This is a genomic window from Flagellimonas cixiensis (assembly GCF_042134615.1).
In the GTDB taxonomy this organism is placed as follows: domain Bacteria; phylum Bacteroidota; class Bacteroidia; order Flavobacteriales; family Flavobacteriaceae; genus Flagellimonas; species Flagellimonas cixiensis.
In genome coordinates this window covers 2459019-2476544 of the sequence record NZ_CP169639.1, presented here as the reverse complement: position 1 = coordinate 2476544, position 17526 = coordinate 2459019, and the positions used below count along the sequence as shown (strand labels likewise).

General features: G+C 41.8%; 15 protein-coding genes. 5 read left to right on the top strand and 10 right to left on the bottom strand.

Annotated features, from left to right (window positions below):
• Positions 1 to 1332: a DUF58 domain-containing protein gene (locus tag ABT310_RS11125; RefSeq protein WP_375323961.1), complete on the top strand. Its 1332-nt coding sequence runs from the start codon at positions 1 to 3 to the stop codon at positions 1330 to 1332.
• Here ABT310_RS11125 and ABT310_RS11120 read toward each other — a convergent pair.
• The 3 genes from ABT310_RS11120 to mnmA are packed head-to-tail and all read right to left on the bottom strand — an operon-like array spanning position 1325 to position 4016.
• Positions 1325 to 1786 carry a hypothetical protein gene (locus ABT310_RS11120; protein WP_375323960.1) on the bottom strand — a complete coding sequence of 154 codons (462 nt, stop codon included), beginning with the start codon at positions 1784 to 1786 and terminating at the stop codon, positions 1325 to 1327. The two genes, ABT310_RS11125 and ABT310_RS11120, sit on opposite strands and share 8 nt — an antisense overlap.
• A gap of 48 nt (positions 1787 to 1834) precedes the next feature.
• Positions 1835 to 2776, bottom strand: coding sequence for an NAD(P)H-dependent flavin oxidoreductase (locus tag ABT310_RS11115; protein WP_375323959.1), 942 nt, complete (start codon positions 2774 to 2776; stop codon positions 1835 to 1837).
• A gap of 49 nt (positions 2777 to 2825) precedes the next feature.
• Positions 2826 to 4016: a tRNA 2-thiouridine(34) synthase MnmA gene (mnmA, locus tag ABT310_RS11110; protein WP_375323958.1), complete on the bottom strand. Its 1191-nt coding sequence runs from the start codon at positions 4014 to 4016 to the stop codon at positions 2826 to 2828.
• 198 nt (positions 4017 to 4214) lie between these two features.
• Between mnmA and ABT310_RS11105 the strand changes: the two genes are divergently transcribed.
• Positions 4215 to 6083, top strand: coding sequence for a fasciclin domain-containing protein (locus ABT310_RS11105; RefSeq protein ID WP_375323957.1), 1869 nt, complete (start codon positions 4215 to 4217; stop codon positions 6081 to 6083).
• Between the two features lie 286 nt (positions 6084 to 6369).
• On the opposite strand, the gene yidC is transcribed toward ABT310_RS11105, so the two are convergent.
• The 3 genes from yidC to ABT310_RS11090 all read right to left on the bottom strand — a co-directional run bounded on the left by yidC (position 6370) and on the right by ABT310_RS11090 (position 10232).
• A complete protein-coding gene (gene yidC / locus ABT310_RS11100) occupies positions 6370 to 8238 on the bottom strand; it encodes a membrane protein insertase YidC (RefSeq protein WP_375323956.1) in 1869 nt (622 codons plus the stop codon).
• Positions 8239 to 8305: 67 nt separating this feature from the next.
• Positions 8306 to 9940, bottom strand: a complete 1635-nt coding sequence (locus ABT310_RS11095; protein WP_375323955.1) for a CTP synthase — start codon at positions 9938 to 9940, stop codon at positions 8306 to 8308.
• Positions 9941 to 9989: 49 nt separating this feature from the next.
• The gene (locus ABT310_RS11090; protein WP_375323954.1) at positions 9990 to 10232 is read right to left on the bottom strand and encodes a DUF3820 family protein; all 243 of its coding nucleotides are present in this window, start codon (positions 10230 to 10232) and stop codon (positions 9990 to 9992) included.
• Between the two features lie 43 nt (positions 10233 to 10275).
• Between ABT310_RS11090 and ABT310_RS11085 the strand changes: the two genes are divergently transcribed.
• Both ABT310_RS11085 and ABT310_RS11080 read left to right on the top strand, forming a co-directional pair.
• A complete protein-coding gene (locus ABT310_RS11085; protein WP_375323953.1) occupies positions 10276 to 11139 on the top strand; it encodes a hydroxypyruvate isomerase family protein in 864 nt (287 codons plus the stop codon).
• Positions 11140 to 11254: 115 nt separating this feature from the next.
• On the top strand, positions 11255 to 11986 hold the full coding sequence (locus ABT310_RS11080; protein WP_375323952.1) for a DUF6090 family protein: 732 nt from the start codon (positions 11255 to 11257) through the stop codon (positions 11984 to 11986).
• Positions 11987 to 12032: 46 nt separating this feature from the next.
• Here ABT310_RS11080 and ABT310_RS11075 read toward each other — a convergent pair whose 3' ends face one another.
• From ABT310_RS11075 to guaA, 4 genes are read right to left on the bottom strand one after another with little or no spacing between them, the layout of a single operon-like run.
• Positions 12033 to 12566 (bottom strand): DUF922 domain-containing protein, encoded by a 534-nt coding sequence (locus ABT310_RS11075; protein WP_375323951.1) that lies wholly within the window; start codon positions 12564 to 12566, stop codon positions 12033 to 12035.
• Positions 12554 to 12961, bottom strand: coding sequence for an OsmC family protein (locus tag ABT310_RS11070; RefSeq protein ID WP_375323950.1), 408 nt, complete (start codon positions 12959 to 12961; stop codon positions 12554 to 12556). The genes ABT310_RS11075 and ABT310_RS11070 overlap by 13 nt, the downstream gene beginning before the upstream one ends.
• A complete protein-coding gene (locus tag ABT310_RS11065) occupies positions 12936 to 15110 on the bottom strand; it encodes a LysM peptidoglycan-binding domain-containing protein (protein WP_375323949.1) in 2175 nt (724 codons plus the stop codon). Before ABT310_RS11065 ends, ABT310_RS11070 begins: the two co-directional genes overlap by 26 nt.
• The gene (gene guaA, locus ABT310_RS11060) at positions 15107 to 16639 is read right to left on the bottom strand and encodes a glutamine-hydrolyzing GMP synthase (protein WP_375323948.1); all 1533 of its coding nucleotides are present in this window, start codon (positions 16637 to 16639) and stop codon (positions 15107 to 15109) included. Before guaA ends, ABT310_RS11065 begins: the two co-directional genes overlap by 4 nt.
• Positions 16640 to 16849: 210 nt before the next feature.
• On the opposite strand from guaA, the gene pgmB reads away from it, so the two are divergent.
• Positions 16850 to 17512, top strand: coding sequence for a beta-phosphoglucomutase (gene pgmB / locus ABT310_RS11055; protein WP_375323947.1), 663 nt, complete (start codon positions 16850 to 16852; stop codon positions 17510 to 17512).
• Positions 17513 to 17526 lie beyond the last annotated feature (14 nt).

Below are 17526 nucleotides of genomic sequence, written 5' to 3'. Positions count from 1 at the left end.
ATGCAATTCTTAAGGTCGTTTTACATACACACTAAATTTTTCCGGTACATCGCCTTACTGGCGGCCAGTTTTGTCATTTCCTATTGGGTGCCCGTAATTTATCCCATAGCTTGGATTTTGGTGTATGTACTTTTGGCTTTCTTTATTGTGGATGTTTATCTTTTGTATGCCGTAGGGAGTGCCATTTCGGCAAAAAGGGAGTTACCCCAAAAATTATCGAATAGTGATGACAATGTTCTTTCCGTCCGATTGACATCCAAATATGCTTTTCCTGCTGAAGTGGTTATTATTGATGAGCTTCCTTTACAGTTTCAAAAAAGGGATTTTGAGCATAAAATACGATTGTTAAAAAGCGAAGACCACCTGTATCAATATTCCGTTCGACCAGTGGAACGTGGAGAGTATGTTTTTGGCAACTTGAATATTTATGCTTCCTCTCCCATTGGCATCGTAAAAAGAAGGTATGTGTTCCAAAAAGACCAAATGGTGCCCGTGTATCCCTCCATCATTCAGATGCAGCAGTATGATTTTTTGGCTTCGAGCAATCGATTGACGGAATTTGGTTTAAAAAAGATACGTCGCATAGGACACACTCAAGAGTTTGAACAAATCAAGGATTACATCAAAGGCGATGATGTACGGACCATTAACTGGAAAGCCACTGCGAAGAAGAGCCAATTAATGGTAAACCAATACCAAGATGAGCGTTCCCAGCCTATTTATTCCATTATCGATACAGGTAGGGTGATGAAAATGCCTTTTAATCAACTTAGCCTCTTGGATTATGCCATAAATGCGGCCCTAGCGTTTTCCAATGTAGCGCTAAAGCGTAATGATAAAACGGGCCTATTGGCGTTTTCCAAGAATATAGAAACTTATGTGCCTGCGGTTCAAAAAATAACACATCTCAACACCATATTAGAAAGCCTCTACAACATCAATACCCGTTTTTTGGATTCAGATTTTGGGCTGTTGTATGCGCATATCAAACGAAAGGTAAATCAAAGAAGTTTGTTGATGCTCTACACCAATTTTGAGCATATTTCAGGGCTAAAAAGACAGCTCCCTTATATTTCAGCGATTGCCAAAAAACATGTACTAGTGGTTATTTTCTTTGAAAATTCTGAATTGGAATCCTTGATTTCATCCGATGCAGAGAACATTCAGGCCATTTACCATAAAACCATTGCGGAAAAATTCTCACTGGAAAAGCGATTGATGCAAAAGGAACTTCAAAAACATGGCATCCACACCATTTTGACCAAGCCTGAAAACCTGACCATCAACACCATTAATAAATACTTGGAAATAAAAGCTCGGGGACTTATTTAATATCTACCGTTCGGGAAAGGCTAAGCGTATTTAAACTCGGGGGTGTTTCATACGACCCTATTTCAACAGGATTCAAATCGATAGGTTGATCATCATAAAGCTTTGAATATCTACCCCGCAATCTTCTGTTACTATCTTTTTTGGCAAAAAGTTCAATGGCCAAACCAACAGTAACTCCTCCTAAAATAGTGGCCGCCAAATCATCATTGTCCCAACTGTTGTTCGGATTGGAGGCATCCACCGCTTCCTTTGCCATACCAACTATGGCACTACTGGCTACGGCACCTACAAAAGTCCATACACGATTCCCTTTTGAAGCTTGTTTGGCTATTCCTGCCCCCGCTAATCCAAAAAGACTACCGCCAATAAAGTGAAGGGTTTTATCATGCTCCAACTGCCCGTAAGAACTGGAGGCCAAAACAAAAAATAATAGGGTTACAATAAGTGCTCTCATCTGCGGGTAAAAATATTGAATATCGGAAGAAGTATCCCTGCCGTTCAACTAATAGTCCTGCATTTCATCCCGAGCTGCACGAAATTCGGACATCATATCTATAATTACTTGTGCCGCCGGCTTAATTTCATGGATCAAACCTGATACTTGACCTATCTCTAATTCACCGTCTTCGGTGTTGCCTTCGAACATGCCCAATTTGGCTCTACCTCTACCTAAAAGTTCTATCAAATCTTCTTTGGATGCGCCATTTTTATAAGCTGATTGTACTTCCTCGTAAAATTTATTCTTGAGCAATCGAACCGGGGCCAGTTCTTTTAAAGTTAACTGTGTATCCCCTTCCTGCGCTTTCACCACCCATTGTTTAAAAATATTGTGAGAAGATGCTTCGGGAGTGGCCACAAATCGACTCCCTACTTGGACGCCGTCGGCCCCCAACACCATTGCAGCCAACATAGCTCTACCAGTGGCGATTCCACCAGCAGCAATCAAGGGGATATCAATCTTTTCTTTTACCGATGGAATCAAAACCATGGTCGTGGTCTCATCCCTTCCATTATGTCCTCCAGCTTCAAAACCTTCGGCTACCACTGCATCTACACCAGCTTCTTGAGCTTTAAGTGCAAACTTTACACTGCTTACCACATGAACTACGGTAATACCATGGACTTGCAAATATTTGGTCCAAGTTTTGGGATTTCCAGCTGAAGTAAACACAATCTTCACCCCTTGATCCACAATAATCTGCATCAACTTTTCAATGTCGGGGTACAACATGGGCACATTTACCCCAAAAGGTCTATCCGTGGCTTTTTTGCATTTGATGATATGCTCTTCCAGCACTTCGGGGTACATACTCCCAGCACCTAAAAGGCCAAGCCCACCTGCATTGGAAACCGCAGAGGCCAACCGCCAACCGCTGGCCCAGACCATGCCTCCTTGAACAATGGGGTATTCAATTCCGAAAAGTTGTGTGATTTTATTTTGCATGAAGAGTGAATTCAGGTTCAGCAAAATAATCAAAATAATAAGGATAAGCTTAGGAAATCACCCCAGAACCCACCAACTCATCATCCATATACCAGGCTACAAACTGTCCTTCGGTAATGGCGGATTGTTTTTCTTTAAAATCCACATACAAACCATTTTCTACTTTATATAAGGTAGCGGGTTGCAAAGGTTGACGGTACCGAATTCGGGCCATCACCTCCAAGGTCTCATCAGTTTTTAAAGCCAAATCAGGTCGCACCCAATGCTCTTCATCAGCTTTCACAAACAACGTATGGCGCAAAAGTCCAGGATGGGTCTTTCCTTGCCCTGTGTAAATAATATTTTGGTCCACATCGGTATCAATAACAAACAAAGGCTCTTTGGTCCCACCAACATTAAGTCCTTTTCGCTGCCCTATTGTGAAGTAATGCGCCCCTTGGTGTTCGCCAACCACTTTACCATCCCCCAAAGCATATATCGGTTTTTCAGCTTGAAATGCCAATTTTTCTCTGGGTGTTTGAAATTCTGGAACTGTTACTTCGAATTGTGAAGCCGTACTGGGCACCTCAACAATCACCCCTTTTTTGGGTTTTAACTTTTGTTGCAAAAAGTCAGGCAAGTGTACCTTGCCCACAAAACACAGCCCCTGGGAATCTTTTTTATCGGCTGTAATTAAATCGTTGGCAGCCGCTATATCACGAACTTCTGGTTTTAAAAGCTCACCAATAGGAAATAAGGTTTTGGACAATTGCTCTTGCGACAATTGACATAAAAAATAAGATTGGTCTTTATTCGGGTCCTTTCCCGCCAATAGCTGATAGGTTTCGGTACCATCCTCATTCAAAATAGTTCCCTTACGGCAATAATGTCCAGTGGCCACGTAATCGGCACCCAATTGCAAAGCAATCTTTAAGAAAACATCAAACTTGATTTCACGGTTACAAAGCACATCTGGGTTGGGTGTTCTCCCCCTTTCGTATTCGTTGAACATATAATCAACTATACGCTCCTTATATTCTACACTTAGATCCACTGTTTGAAAAGGGATTCCCAGTTTCTCCGCAACAATCAGAGCATCATTACTATCCTCCAACCAAGGGCATTCTTCGGATATGGTCACAGAATCATCGTGCCAGTTCTTCATGAACAAGCCAATCACTTCATAACCCTGCTCTTTGAGCACGTATGCCGCCACACTGGAATCCACTCCGCCAGAAAGTCCTACAACTACCTTTTTCATTGCGATTATTTAAGGGTACAAAAATACAAAAAGGGACTCATTAAACCGATTTTTCCTCATTGTCGATTTGCAACGAACATACTTTCAAATAATTAGGTTAAATTCAATTTTGTTAAAGTTTTTGCTTAAAATGTTAAACACTATTGCTTTAATTTTGTTTAACTATATCTTTATTTCGTTAAACAATCTATAAGACACATGAAAACTTTCAACACAATTACTCGACTAGCTTTACTGGTTTTGGTCGTGGCATTTACCTCGTGCTCCGACGATGACAATGGAGGAAATATGCCTCCAGAAAATGAATTGAACATTGTAGAAACGGCACAAGCTACTGCTGAACTAAGTAGTTTAGTGAGCGCTTTACAAAAAGCGGATGAAAGTGCAAACAACAATTTAGTGGCCGCACTAAGTGCCGAGGGCTCTTTTACCGTTTTTGCACCTACAAATGCCGCTTTTGATGACCTTTTTGCACAATTGGACGGGTTTGATTCCTTGGATGATTTCAACACCCAACAATTGCAAGACTTATTGGCGGTAATACTTACCTATCATGTGGTGGGAGCAGAGGCCTATTCGACCGACCTAAGTAATGGACAAAACATTACCACTCTTCAAGGTTCCGATGTGACCATTTCAACCGAAGGTGGTGTGTTTATCAGTGATGCCACAATGGTAGATGCCGAAGTAACCACTGCAGATGTTGCCGCTTCCAATGGTGTAGTACATATAATAGATAAGGTATTGTTGCCTCAAGCCATTATTGACCAAATAGGAGACCTTATTCTTATGCCCATCACTGATTTGGTTATGGGAAATGAAAATCTAGAAAGCTTATTGGCCGCACTTGTAGCAGCCGATGGAGATTTGCCCACTGTATTGAGGGGCGATGGTCCATTTACCGTATTGGCCCCAACTGATGATGCTTTTGATGCCTTTTTGGATGGAGCAGCTTTGGCTGATGTCCCTACTGACGTTTTGACCAATGTTTTATTGAACCACGTAATAGCTGGTGAAGTTTACGCAGCAGATTTAGTTGGTCTGGGCGCAGGATATACCAGCACCTCGGCCATTGGCGCTGGAGATAGAAATATGAGTTTATATTTTGATGCTTCGGGAGATGTGACCTTTAATGGAGTTGCTACCGTTTCAACGCCGGATGTTAAAGCCTTGAATGGAGTGGTTCATATTGTGGATGCGGTGATTGATTTACCAAATATTGTAGACCATGCAGTGGCCAATCCAGGATTCTCATCTTTAGTTGGTGCATTGACGGAGGGCGGCAATACCACTTTTACCGATCTTCTATCCAACGAAGAGGAGGACTTTACGGTGTTTGCCCCTGGCAATGATGCCTTTGCTGCATTTACCAATCCAAATGGAAATGATATTAACGCTATTCTATCCAACCATGTGGTGGTAGGAGCTGCTGCTTTCTCATCAGATTTGTCCAACTCCTATGTGAACACAGCTGCTGAGTTTGAAGCTGGAGAAAATCTTAGCTTGTATATTAATACAGATGACGGAGTAACCCTAAATGGAACAAGTTCGGTGTTGACTGCCGACGTTGTGGCTACCAATGGGGTGATTCATGCCGTGGATGCGGTAATCGATTTACCAACTGTGGTAACTTTTGCTGCGGCCGACCCTAACTTCTCTACCTTGGTTCAAGCCTTAACGGAATTGACACCAAGTACTGATTTTGTAGGTGTGCTTTCTGCCCAAGGCGGTTCAGGCAGTGACCCTTTCACTGTATTTGCGCCAACAAATGACGCTTTTGCGGCTTTGCCAAGTATTCCAGGAGAAGCTGACCTGATTCCAATTTTACAGCACCACGTAGTGGCTGGAGCCAATGTGCGTTCTGGTGACTTAACCGATGGTATTATGGCCACCACTTTAGAAGGAGATGCCATTACCATTAATCTTCCTGGTACAGGTGATAACATTGCCGATGTTACCGATGGTGCAGGAAATACAGGCATTGGAATCGATGCTGTAGATGTACAAGCCATTAACGGTGTGATTCATGTATTGGATGCCGTTCTTATACCAGACACAACCAACTAGCCTACGTCAGAGTTTTGTTTGATTGATTGGTTGAGTTTTTAACCACAAAAGCCCCCTCGGTGCATAACCTTGGGGGCTTTTTATCGGATAGGGTTTACCGTTCGTCGATGACACATCAAAAGAGGGATATTTTGCCCACAAAAAGAAAGGGTTTGACAACTATTAATTTTTTCGCCGAGGGCAATATTGCATCTTTGGAGTCCCAAATCTTATCAAACTAGACCTATAAAAAAACTCCCCCAAAATCATTGGGGGAGTTTTTATTTTTAAAAGGTTTGGAAGAAGTTTATCTTCTTCCTGTTTTCTTTTGCTCTTCGGCCTGTTCCATCATTTCACGCATTTTACGCTGGAACTTGTTCTCCTTTTTAGGTTTCTTTTTATTCTCCTGAATTTGGGCGTGGATTTTATCCTCATCCAAAATATAGTTCTTGATGGCCAACATAATAAAGATGGTGATCAAGTTGGAGATAAAGTAGTACAAACTCAACCCACTCGCGTAGTTGTTAAAGAAGAACAACATCATAACGGGCGATAGGTACATGATGAACTTCATGTTCGGCATTCCTGGTTGTTGTTGCATCTGCATGCTCTGTCCTGTGGTCATCTGCATGTAGAAGAAAATCGCTACCGAAGCCAAAATCGGGAACAAACTCACGTGGTCCCCATAAAATGGAATGGTGAACGGTAACTCAAAAATGGTATCGTACGAGGATAAATCCTCCGCCCACAAAAACGGCTTTTGCCTTAATGCAAAAGAAGTGGGGAAAAACATGAACAATGAGTAGAAAATAGGCAACTGTAACAAGGCCGGCACACAACCACTCATGGGGCTCACGCCTGCTTTGTTGTACACCTTCATGGTTTCTTGCTGCTTCTTCATGGCGTTGTCCTTGTACTTCTCGTTGATTTCTGAAATCTCAGGCTTCAACACCTTCATCTTGGCTTGAGACAAGTACGATTTATAGGTGACTGGGGACAAGGCCAAACGTACCAAGATCGTCATAATGATAATCGCAATACCATAAGGCAAGAAGGAGCTCAAGAAGGTATAGAAGGGTGTAAAGATGTAACGGTTGATCCAACCGAAAATACCCCATCCAAATGGAATGGAATCTGCCAGACCCAACTCTTTATAATCATCCAATACCTTAACATCGGTAGGACCATAGTACCAATACATGTTTTGGGAAATTTCACCTCCCTGTAATTGTAATGGTGCACGGGTGCTGTATTCTTTGGTGAACAAAATGTCTTTGCCCTCATCCTCGACCAAATTTTTAGAGGACAGATTAGCGGTTTCAAAATGGTTGTCGGTCGCTAAAATGGAACTAAAGAAGTGTTGACGGTAGGACAACCATTTCACATCCACCTCAGATTCTTCATCCAACTCACTGGTTTCCGATAATTTACTGATGTTTCCATCGTCGTGATTATACGTTAAACGAGTGTAACGGTTTTCGTAGCGCACACTTTTATCATGACGGATCCCTTTCATATCCCACTCCAAAGTAATAGGCTTGCTGCTGTTGATCACTCCGTTCAATCCTTGGGAACGCACCGAGAAATCCACCAAATATTCACTTGGTTTGATTTCATAGCGGTATTCCAAAAATTGATTATTGGCCACTTTGGCTTTCATGGAAAGCACTTTATTGTCGCCACTGGTGGTCATGGATGGCTCAAAATATAGATCAGCGGTGTTCAACACACGATTATCCGAAGTGGAAAAAGTCAACCCGAAATTGGCATTGCCATCTTTCACCAAATAAACTGGAACAGAATCATGGGTTACATAATCCTTCATCTTGGCCTCCACAATCTGACCTCCCTTATTGGAAATCTCTAGGTAAAGCACTTCATTTTCCAATTTGGTGGTTCCATCAGTAGGTTGGGTAAAACCAAAGGCACCGATGGTACTTTTATAATTGGCAACTGCTGTGGAATCGTTTAGGTTGATGGTTTCAACCTCCTTTATAGGTGTTTCTTCCGTCTTTTCCTCGGCCTGTTCGGCCATGGCCTCTATCTTCTCCTGCTCCGCTTTTTGAGCTTCCAGTTCTTCTGGTGTGGGTTGATTTTGGAAAAACATGAAAATCAGTATTCCAAAAATCAGTACAAATCCTATTATGGATTTGACGTCCAGCTTCTTTTCTTCCATGAAAATTATTTAGTCGAATTCTTTTTATCGATAATTCAGTGGGCAAATATATGCCCAAAACCACCTTTTATGCCAAACTGGCATTGTTTTGTTTCTGCTTTTGGGTCAATACCGCCTTTACAAAACCTACAAACAATGGATGTGGGTTGGCCACGGTACTTTTGTATTCTGGATGGTATTGTACTCCTATAAACCAAGGATGGGAAGGAATTTCAACTACTTCCACCAAGCCGGTTTTTGGATTAAAGCCCGAAGGCAAAAGCCCCGCCTCTTCCATTTGCTGTTTATACTCGTTGTTGAACTCGTAGCGATGTCTGTGTCGTTCGGCAATATCTGTTGCACCATAAACTTGCTCCACCAAACTGCCTTCTTTTAAATGACAGTCCCACGATCCCAAACGCATGGTTCCCCCCATATCCTTAATGGATTTTTGTTCTTCCATTAAACTGATGACCGGGTAAGGCGTGTTTTTATCCATTTCGGTCGAATTGGCACCTTCTAAACCAAGAACGTTACGGGCAAACTCGATTACGGCCATCTGCATGCCCAAACAAATCCCCAAGAACGGAATATTGTTCTCCCTGGCATACTGAACCGCCTTCACTTTTCCTTCTATACCTCGTTCCCCAAAACCTGGAGCAACAAGAATACCGTCCAAGCCCATCAATTTTTTTTCAACATTCTTTACGGTTAAATGCTCGGAGTGAATGGACCTTACCTCAACATCTACCTCATTGGTAGCTCCTGCATGGATAAAGGCTTCTTGAATGGATTTATAGGAATCTGGAAGTTCTACATATTTACCGATCAATCCGATAACCACTTTGTTCTTCGGATTTTTATGGCGTTGTAAAAATTCTTTCCATTGGTCTAAATTGGGTTCAGTGGTGTTTGGCAAAGCCAATTTTTCCAAGGTAACGGCATCCAGACCTTCCTCTTGCATTAAAATTGGCACATCATAAATGGTGGATGCATCAATGGATTGAATCACGGCTTCCTGCTTCACATTGCAGAACAATGCCAATTTTTGTTTGATGTCCTCAGAAATTTGATGCTCGGTGCGGCACACCAGAATATCGGCTTTGATTCCACTTTCCATCAACGTTTTAACCGAGTGTTGCGTAGGCTTGGTTTTTAACTCGCCTGCCGCGGACAAAAATGGCACCAAAGTAAGGTGAATCACAATTCCGTTGTTATCGCCCAATTCCCAAAGCAACTGACGCACGGATTCTATATAAGGTAACGACTCAATGTCACCCACGGTACCCCCGATTTCGGTGATGATGATGTCGTAATCACCACTTTTTCCCAAAATCTGGATTCGTTCTTTGATTTCGTTGGTGATGTGTGGAACCACTTGCACCGTTTTTCCCAAAAATTCACCTCTACGCTCCTTTTCAATCACGCTTTGGTAAATACGGCCTGTGGTTACGTTGTTCGCTTGCGAAGTTCTTACGTTTAAAAAACGCTCGTAGTGTCCCAAATCCAAGTCGGTTTCGGCACCATCATCGGTCACATAACATTCCCCATGTTCGTAAGGATTCAGTGTTCCTGGATCTACATTGATGTAGGGGTCCAATTTTTGAATGGTAGTTCGGTATCCCCTGGCTTGCAGTAGTTTGGCCAAGGATGCGGCGATAATTCCTTTACCTAAAGATGATGTTACGCCTCCCGTAACGAAAATGTACTTGGTCTCTGACATATTGCTCTCTCTATTACGGGGCGTAAAGGTACAAATTGCCGTTTAGAAATCAGGAGGATTTTTTAGGAAATTCTTTTTGCAGTCGTCTTATAATGGGTTCCAAGTTGTTATCCTTAATGGTGAGCATCAAATCCAAGAAGTTGCCCAGCTTTCCTTCGGGAAATCCCTTTTGCTTGAACCATACCAAATAAGGAAGGGGCAAATCCAACAAATACCGGCCTTTAAACTTACCAAAAGGCATTCGGTAATGGGCCAGTTCCACTAATTGTTTTGAATCGGGTCGTATTTCCATTTATAAGTCTAAAATACTATCTTTCCATTTACAAATCCGAATAATGAGACGTAGAAATTTTATCACCACAGCTGCCATCGGCTCAGCTGGACTGGCCTCCGCTTCGGCCATGACAAGCAGTCAAAGCCCATCCAAAGAATTTAAATTGAAAAACAACATCAACCACAGTGTGTGCGAATGGTGTTTTAACGATATCCCCTTTGAGGAGTTTTTGCAGACCTTGAACGAACTTGGGGTAAAGGCCATTGATTTGATCGGTCCAGATAGGTGGCCAATATTAAAAAAGTATGATATTCATTGTTCCATGTGCAATGGAGCGGAAATTGGACTTGATAAAGGTTGGAACAATCCAAAATATCATGAACAACTCATAAAAAATTATACCGAAATGATTCCCAAGGTGGCCGAGGCAGGTTACACCAACCTAATTTGCTTTAGTGGAAACCGGAACGGTATGAACGATTATGTGGGACTGCAAAATTGTGTGGACGGTCTTTCGCAAATTATGCCATTGGCCGAAAAACATGGTGTTGTACTCCAAATGGAATTGTTCAACCAAGTAAACCACCCCGATTATATGTGCGACAGCTCTATTTGGGGCGTGGAACTTTGCAAACATCTGGGCAGTGACAATTTTAAGTTGTTGTTCGATATCTACCATATGCAAATTCAAGAGGGAGATATTATCCGAAGCATCCAAAATTACCATCCTTATTTTGGACATTACCATACTGCCGGTGTTCCTGGAAGACATGAAATTGACGAAACTCAAGAATTGTACTACCCAGCCATCATCAAAGCGATACATGCTACGGGATTTAAGGGGTATGTGGCACAAGAATTTATTCCCACTTGGCCCGATAAAATTGAGGCCTTGAAAGACGGGTTTATGCGGTGTGATATTTAATCCATATCCATACAAATAAGAAACTGATAAAGCCATCCTAGAAGATGGCTTTTTTATATTTATTCAAAAGATAATTAATCGTAGCTTTAATAGCTGTATACCAACCAACCACTGCATGTTAGCATTTTTTAGAAGAATTAGGCAACGATTGCTTTCCGAGAACAAACTCAGTAAATATCTGATTTATGCCTTTGGTGAAATCATATTGGTGGTTATTGGGATTTTAATTGCACTCCAAATTAACAATTGGAATGAGGAACGGAAAAATGTCGAGCTAGAGCAAGATTATCTTGTGTCCATCTCAGCCGATTTGGAAAATCTAACCTTTAATACGCAGACCATTTATGTGGACCAATTTGACGAGAAAATTGAAAATCTACGTTTTGCCAAAAAATATATAGAGGAACCCTTTGCCATTGTGGATACCGTTGACTTTATAAACACCATTGCAAAGGGAGCCGCATCCTTCAGTGGTTTTTATTTGGTGGATGATGAGGCATACCAAGAGCTTGTAAGTACCGGTAATTTACGTTTGATCCGTAATGATAGCTTGCGAAAAGATCTGTCCGAGTTCTATACCGATATGAAAGTACAAGCCGAATTATCCAAAAGGTATAATACGGATTATGGCAATTATATCAATTCCATTAGGCCCTTTGATAATGATAATCCCAGCCATATGAACTCATATGACACCCATGAGTTTTTGGAGGAATTGAAAACTAAAAAGTTTCGCCAATTAATTGACCACGAACTCACCTATGGCTATCGAACCAGACGTATGGCCAAAACTATTGTTGCCAATGGGCTTAAAATAAAAGAAAGGGTTGATCGGGAAATCAAATAAGCAGTTCAAGAGAAAGTTCAGGTTTAGGTTTTAATCTCCTTCAATACTAACTTTCCTCTTTAAGAGCACTAGCTATTTTCTGGCTCCATTCCAGTTGTTTTTCCCGATTTCTGGAAAAATTGGTCTCCCAATCGTAGCGCTCTTGGTATTCTTGAAGCTCGGTTAAAATATCTTTGTAAATTTTCCTGATTTCTGCCTTTACATCATCCGAAAAGGAAGTTCTTTCCAGTTTATTGCGCATTTTACGGGCAAAGAGCTCCGAAATATCAAAATGTAATTGCTCATGCGCCAAAGTGTTTTCATTGCATTCTTGGGGCTTGTACCACGATTCGTGGGGATAAAAATAGGCGTTCACCTTAAAATCCAAATGTACTTCATGGTGTAGTAAGTTGGCCGAATAGGAATAGCTAATACCGCTCGCCGTAGTTGCTGCAGGTCCTGCCCCCACGGGCACCTTTCCTTTAAAATCGTCCCATGTAAGGCGTTTCATTTCGCTCCATTCAACTCCTTCCTCAATTTCTTGTGCAAATCCGACAAAACTGAGAAAAAACAAATAGGCTATGGCGGTTATTTTACCCAATGAAAATCAATTACTCTTTCAATATCAGGGTGCAAGCTAAAATGTACAGGACAGGTTCTGGCGGTGTGCTCCAAAATTTTACGGTTCTTTTCAGATACATCAGAAGGCATTTCCAATTTTACCTCTATTTTGGAAATCCGTCTTGGATTGGCCTCCATGTGTTTGGTCACCTCTGCAGTGGACCCCACTAAATCGACCCCTAAATCCCGTGCTTTTATACCCATCATGGTCATCATACAATTGGCCAGTCCATTCGCCACGGTATCGGTTGGCGAAAAAGCTTCACCTTTACCATTGTTGTCCAAAGGGGCATCGGTAATAAACTCACTGCCCGAGCGCAAGTGAACATTAGTGGTTCGTAAATTTCCGTTATAAGTTACTTTTGACGTCGCCATCCTGTTTTACCTCTTTAATTTGAAGATCTTCGTATTGCATAATGTAGCAGGCCCGGTTAAAGTACCCTGATGTCCAATCTTTGAAATAATCAAAGCTGTTTCCAGAATAATCGGTCTGTCCTATAATTTTTGAGGTTTCAAAAAGATTGTTCTGGTGGGCCAACTTCAACAACACATCCATGGTCACATCAAAACCACGGATTGCATAACGGTCTGGCTGGTTCCCCTTAAACCTATTGGCATAGGCCTTGGTAAATGCATCATTACCCACTGATCTGTAAAAAGAAGGGTAGGTAAACCTAAGGTTGGACAAATGTGTATTGGAAACGGCGTCATCCTCAAAAGCACTGTTATAACTTGTGGTAAACATACGCACTACTTTCGGTTTTATATCATCATCTGCTCCAACTACAGGTGTATTGGCTGAGTTTAAAATAGAGGTTACGCTCGCCACCATATTGGGCTGGTCGGTCTCCAAAAACACCCAGTTTTCCCTTTCATCGGAAAGCTTTATCAAAAACTCATCCAAGCTCAATGATTTGTTTTCGATGACTTTTGCCGTCTGTGCCGCAGGAAACTTACTCAAAATTGAATCGCGGGCCACTTGATGGGTCGAATCTGCAATGATGATGATGTTTTCATCCTTGTAAATCTTTTCCATATAGGTCAACATCTTTTCTCGCAACACCTCATCCTGGGGCACTGAATAGTACACATTGCCATGACTCAATTTGCTATCGGATGAAATGGGCGCAATCACCGGAATATTTTTAGCCGATGCCTGAACTGCAACTTCATCCAAGGCACCAGAGGACAATGGCCCTATAATGGCATTGACACCATTCAAATTTTCCCTAAATAAGATTTCTTTGACTTTGGCTTGGTTCAATTCGGTATCGTATGTTTTCACATCAACGGAAACTCCCATTTTTTTAATGGAATCCAATGCGACCAAGGCACCTGTGTACAAACCAAGGCTCAATGTCAAATCACGTCTGTTTTTAATTTGCGCCTCTGCGTTTTCAACATCGGATGGGTTTACGCGATCCAAACGAAATGGCAACATAAACACCAATTTCGGCCTGTTCTCCACATTAATGCTGTCCACCAAATTAATTTTGTCAAGCACTAGTGCATTTTTTACTTCCAAGCCTTCTTCTTTTTCCTTTGGAAGTTTTAAGACCATCCCCGCTTTCAATCCATTTTCCAAGTCTGGATTTAGTTTAAAAAGCTCATCACGGGTAATATTAAGGTTTTGGGTAATCCTGAAAATATTTTGCTTGGGCTTTACTTCATAAAAAATGAAGTTATCCGTATTCACTTCGCCCGTAGTTTCCCTTTTCTTGGGCAGACGAATCACCATGCCTTCTTTGAGACCGCCCACTTGCATAATTTCTGGATTCAACTTCACAATGGAATCCGAAGGAATACCGTACTCACGACCTAAACTATACAAAGTCATTTTTTGCGGAACGGTATACGAAGTAAAAAGTTCTATTTGCTGATCTTTAAGGCTATCCCCTTTGGGCCTGGGCAATTTCAACTCTTGTCCGGCAGCCAAATAATCGTTGTTCTTATCCAAGTCTGGGTTCAACACCAATAAACTATCAATGGTAATCCCATATTTATGGGCGATGCTCCAACGGGTTTCTTTGGGTTGAACGGTATAGGTCTCAAAATCGAGTTCTTTATCCTCGTTCGGATCTACTTCAGGAAATTCAGGAATTTGCAGCACCATCCCTTTTTGAAGCGATTCGGAATACAATTGGGTATTGTATCTTTTTAATTGCTCCTCGGTAATTTCATATTCTTGTGTAAGTCCGAACATGGTCTCGCGCCTTTTCACCCTATGTCTGGTAAACCCAATGGGTTTAATCTCTTCCTTTTTCTCTTTTTGCGCTTCTTTTTTTTCAGGAATCACGGCTCCGTTCAAAGGAATGATCAAAATGGTGTTCACCTTTACATCGGCTGCACTTTTGATCTCCTTATTGGCCTGTAAAATGCTGTAGGGGGTAACCCGATATTTTTGGGAAATACTTTGTAACGTTTCCCCTTCTTTTACAGCGTGAGTTTCATAGTTCTGTGCGGAAACTGGTACAGCGGCCAAAAAAAGGACCGCGATAACCAGTTGTAAAATATGTTTTTTCATTCCCATTCTATAGTTGCCGGTGGTTTTGAGCTAATGTCATACACTACTCTATTAACGCCTTTAACTTTGTTTATTATATCATTAGATGTCTTTTGCAGGAATTCGTAGGGTAAATTTACCCAATCAGCGGTCATACCATCGGTACTTTCCACGGCTCTGAGCGCAACACATTTTTCATATGTACGTTCATCACCCATAACTCCTACACTATCTACGGGCAAAAGCATGGCTCCGGCCTGCCAAACCTTATCATAAAGTCCCCATTTTTTCAATCCATCTATAAAAATGGCATCCACTTCTTGTAATATTGCCACTTTTTCAGGGGTAATATCGCCCAAAATCCGGATACCCAATCCTGGTCCAGGAAATGGGTGACGCCCCAAGATTTCTGGTGACATTCCCATGCTGGCCCCTACTCTTCTCACCTCATCTTTAAACAACATTTTTAAGGGCTCCACAATTTTCAATTTCATGTAATCTGGCAAACCGCCCACATTGTGGTGGCTTTTGATCACTGCGGATGGTCCTCCACTGGCCGAAACCGATTCGATACGGTCCGGATAAATGGTTCCTTGGGCCAACCACTTTGCATTTTCCACCTTGTGCGATTCGTCATCGAACACTTCGATAAAAACACGTCCAATAATTTTTCTTTTCCCTTCCGGGTCCGATTCGCCTTTAAGGGCATCCAAAAAGCGTGCCGAAGCATCCACTCCTTTTACATTGAGTCCCATGTGCTTGTATTGGTCCAATACACTTTCGAACTCATTTTTTCGCAACAAACCATTGTTTACAAAGATGCAGTACAGATGGTCCCCTATGGCCTTGTGCAACAACATGGCGGCAACACTCGAGTCTACCCCTCCAGAAAGACCAAGGATTACTTTTTCTTCCCCAATTTCCTGTTTCAGCTCCTCAACGGTAGTTTCCACAAATGCATCAGGGGTCCAATCTTGTTTTATACCAGCAATGTTCACCAAAAAGTTTTCCAACAATTTGGCTCCGTCGGTGGTGTGATATACTTCTGGGTGAAATTGGATTCCATACGTGGTTTCCCCTTCAATTTTATAAGCCGCATTGGCCACATCGTGCGTACTGGCCAATCGAATCCCTCCTTCGGGCAATTCTTTAATGGTATCGGAATGGCTCATCCACACTTGGCTTCCTTCGCTCAACCCTTCAAGAAAATCCTCACCATCCTTCACATAGGACAAATTGGCCCTACCATATTCCCTTGTGGCTGAAGGGGCAACATTACCACCATTAAAATGGGAAAGGTATTGTGCTCCATAACAAATACCTAATAGTGGCTTTTTTCCCTTGATTTCCGACAAATCGGGATGTGGGGCAGATTCCGAACGCACCGATGATGGTGAGCCAGAAAGAATCACAGCCTTGTAATCCGAAAGGTCTTCGGGCAACTTGTTATACGGTTTAATTTCTGAGTAAATGTTAAGTTCCCTCACGCGTCTCGCGATCAATTGGGTGTACTGGGAACCAAAGTCTAGAATGAGTACGTTGTTATGCATGGGCAAAAATAGCAATTTGCTTTAGTTGCAAAAGTATCTTTTATAGGTTATTTATGACAACTTTCTCAACAAACAAATTCCAATTATGAAGAATTAAATGGGACCAAAACAAAAAAACCGCGCCATCAATCCTTATAAAAAACATAACACTATCTAGTTTTTTTCTTAATTCTTTTCATCATTTCTTTGCGTTTTCAATAAATGTTGACCATGATTAAGGGATTTATTTTTGATTTGGACGGTGTAATCACCGATACGGCCGAACTTCATTATGAGGCATGGAAAAAGTTATCGGACGATATGGGTTGGTTCTTTGACCGTGAGCTCAATGAAAAATTACGTGGTATTTCCAGAATGGATTCCATAAAAGTTATCATGGACCACAACAAGTTGACTTTGGATGAAGCCACTGTTGAAGAATTGGCTACCAAAAAAAATGACATCTACGTTGACAGTCTAGATACCATGACGGAGGAGGATTATCTTCCCGGGGCTAGAGAATTACTTACCCATTTGCGTGCGGAAGGTTTCAGCGTGGCCTTGGGAAGTGCCAGTAAGAATGCCCCTAAAGTGTTGAAGCAATTAAAAGCCACCCACTTTTTTGATGTGATAGGTGACGGGAACAGTGTAGAAAAAAGCAAACCCGCCCCAGATATTTTTCTTTATGCCTCTGAAAAAATGCGTTTGCCTGCAAACAATTGTATTGTTTTTGAAGATGCGGAAAAAGGAATTGACGCAGCAAAGTCTGGGGGATTTTATTGCGTGGGCATAGGACCTGAAGAACGCGTAGGCCATGCAGACATTCGGTTTAACACCATGAAGGATGCCACATTATTTGAAGTGAAGTCCCATTTTAAGGATTTGTTTCAATAGAAAACAGAAACATA

What these genes read in the sequence shown, in the direction of transcription:
- ABT310_RS11125 (WP_375323961.1), top strand. Translation starts at nt 1, where the DNA reads ATGCAATTCTTAAGGTCGTTTTACATACACACTAAATTTTTCCGGTAC.
- ABT310_RS11120 (WP_375323960.1), bottom strand. Translation starts at nt 1,786, where the DNA reads ATGAGAGCACTTATTGTAACCCTATTATTTTTTGTTTTGGCCTCCAGT.
- ABT310_RS11115 (WP_375323959.1), bottom strand. Translation starts at nt 2,776, where the DNA reads ATGCAAAATAAAATCACACAACTTTTCGGAATTGAATACCCCATTGTT.
- mnmA (WP_375323958.1), bottom strand. Translation starts at nt 4,016, where the DNA reads ATGAAAAAGGTAGTTGTAGGACTTTCTGGCGGAGTGGATTCCAGTGTG.
- ABT310_RS11105 (WP_375323957.1), top strand. Translation starts at nt 4,215, where the DNA reads ATGAAAACTTTCAACACAATTACTCGACTAGCTTTACTGGTTTTGGTC.
- yidC (WP_375323956.1), bottom strand. Translation starts at nt 8,238, where the DNA reads ATGGAAGAAAAGAAGCTGGACGTCAAATCCATAATAGGATTTGTACTG.
- ABT310_RS11095 (WP_375323955.1), bottom strand. Translation starts at nt 9,940, where the DNA reads ATGTCAGAGACCAAGTACATTTTCGTTACGGGAGGCGTAACATCATCT.
- ABT310_RS11090 (WP_375323954.1), bottom strand. Translation starts at nt 10,232, where the DNA reads ATGGAAATACGACCCGATTCAAAACAATTAGTGGAACTGGCCCATTAC.
- ABT310_RS11085 (WP_375323953.1), top strand. Translation starts at nt 10,276, where the DNA reads ATGAGACGTAGAAATTTTATCACCACAGCTGCCATCGGCTCAGCTGGA.
- ABT310_RS11080 (WP_375323952.1), top strand. Translation starts at nt 11,255, where the DNA reads ATGTTAGCATTTTTTAGAAGAATTAGGCAACGATTGCTTTCCGAGAAC.
- ABT310_RS11070 (WP_375323950.1), bottom strand. Translation starts at nt 12,961, where the DNA reads ATGGCGACGTCAAAAGTAACTTATAACGGAAATTTACGAACCACTAAT.
- ABT310_RS11065 (WP_375323949.1), bottom strand. Translation starts at nt 15,110, where the DNA reads ATGAAAAAACATATTTTACAACTGGTTATCGCGGTCCTTTTTTTGGCC.
- guaA (WP_375323948.1), bottom strand. Translation starts at nt 16,639, where the DNA reads ATGCATAACAACGTACTCATTCTAGACTTTGGTTCCCAGTACACCCAA.
- pgmB (WP_375323947.1), top strand. Translation starts at nt 16,850, where the DNA reads ATGATTAAGGGATTTATTTTTGATTTGGACGGTGTAATCACCGATACG.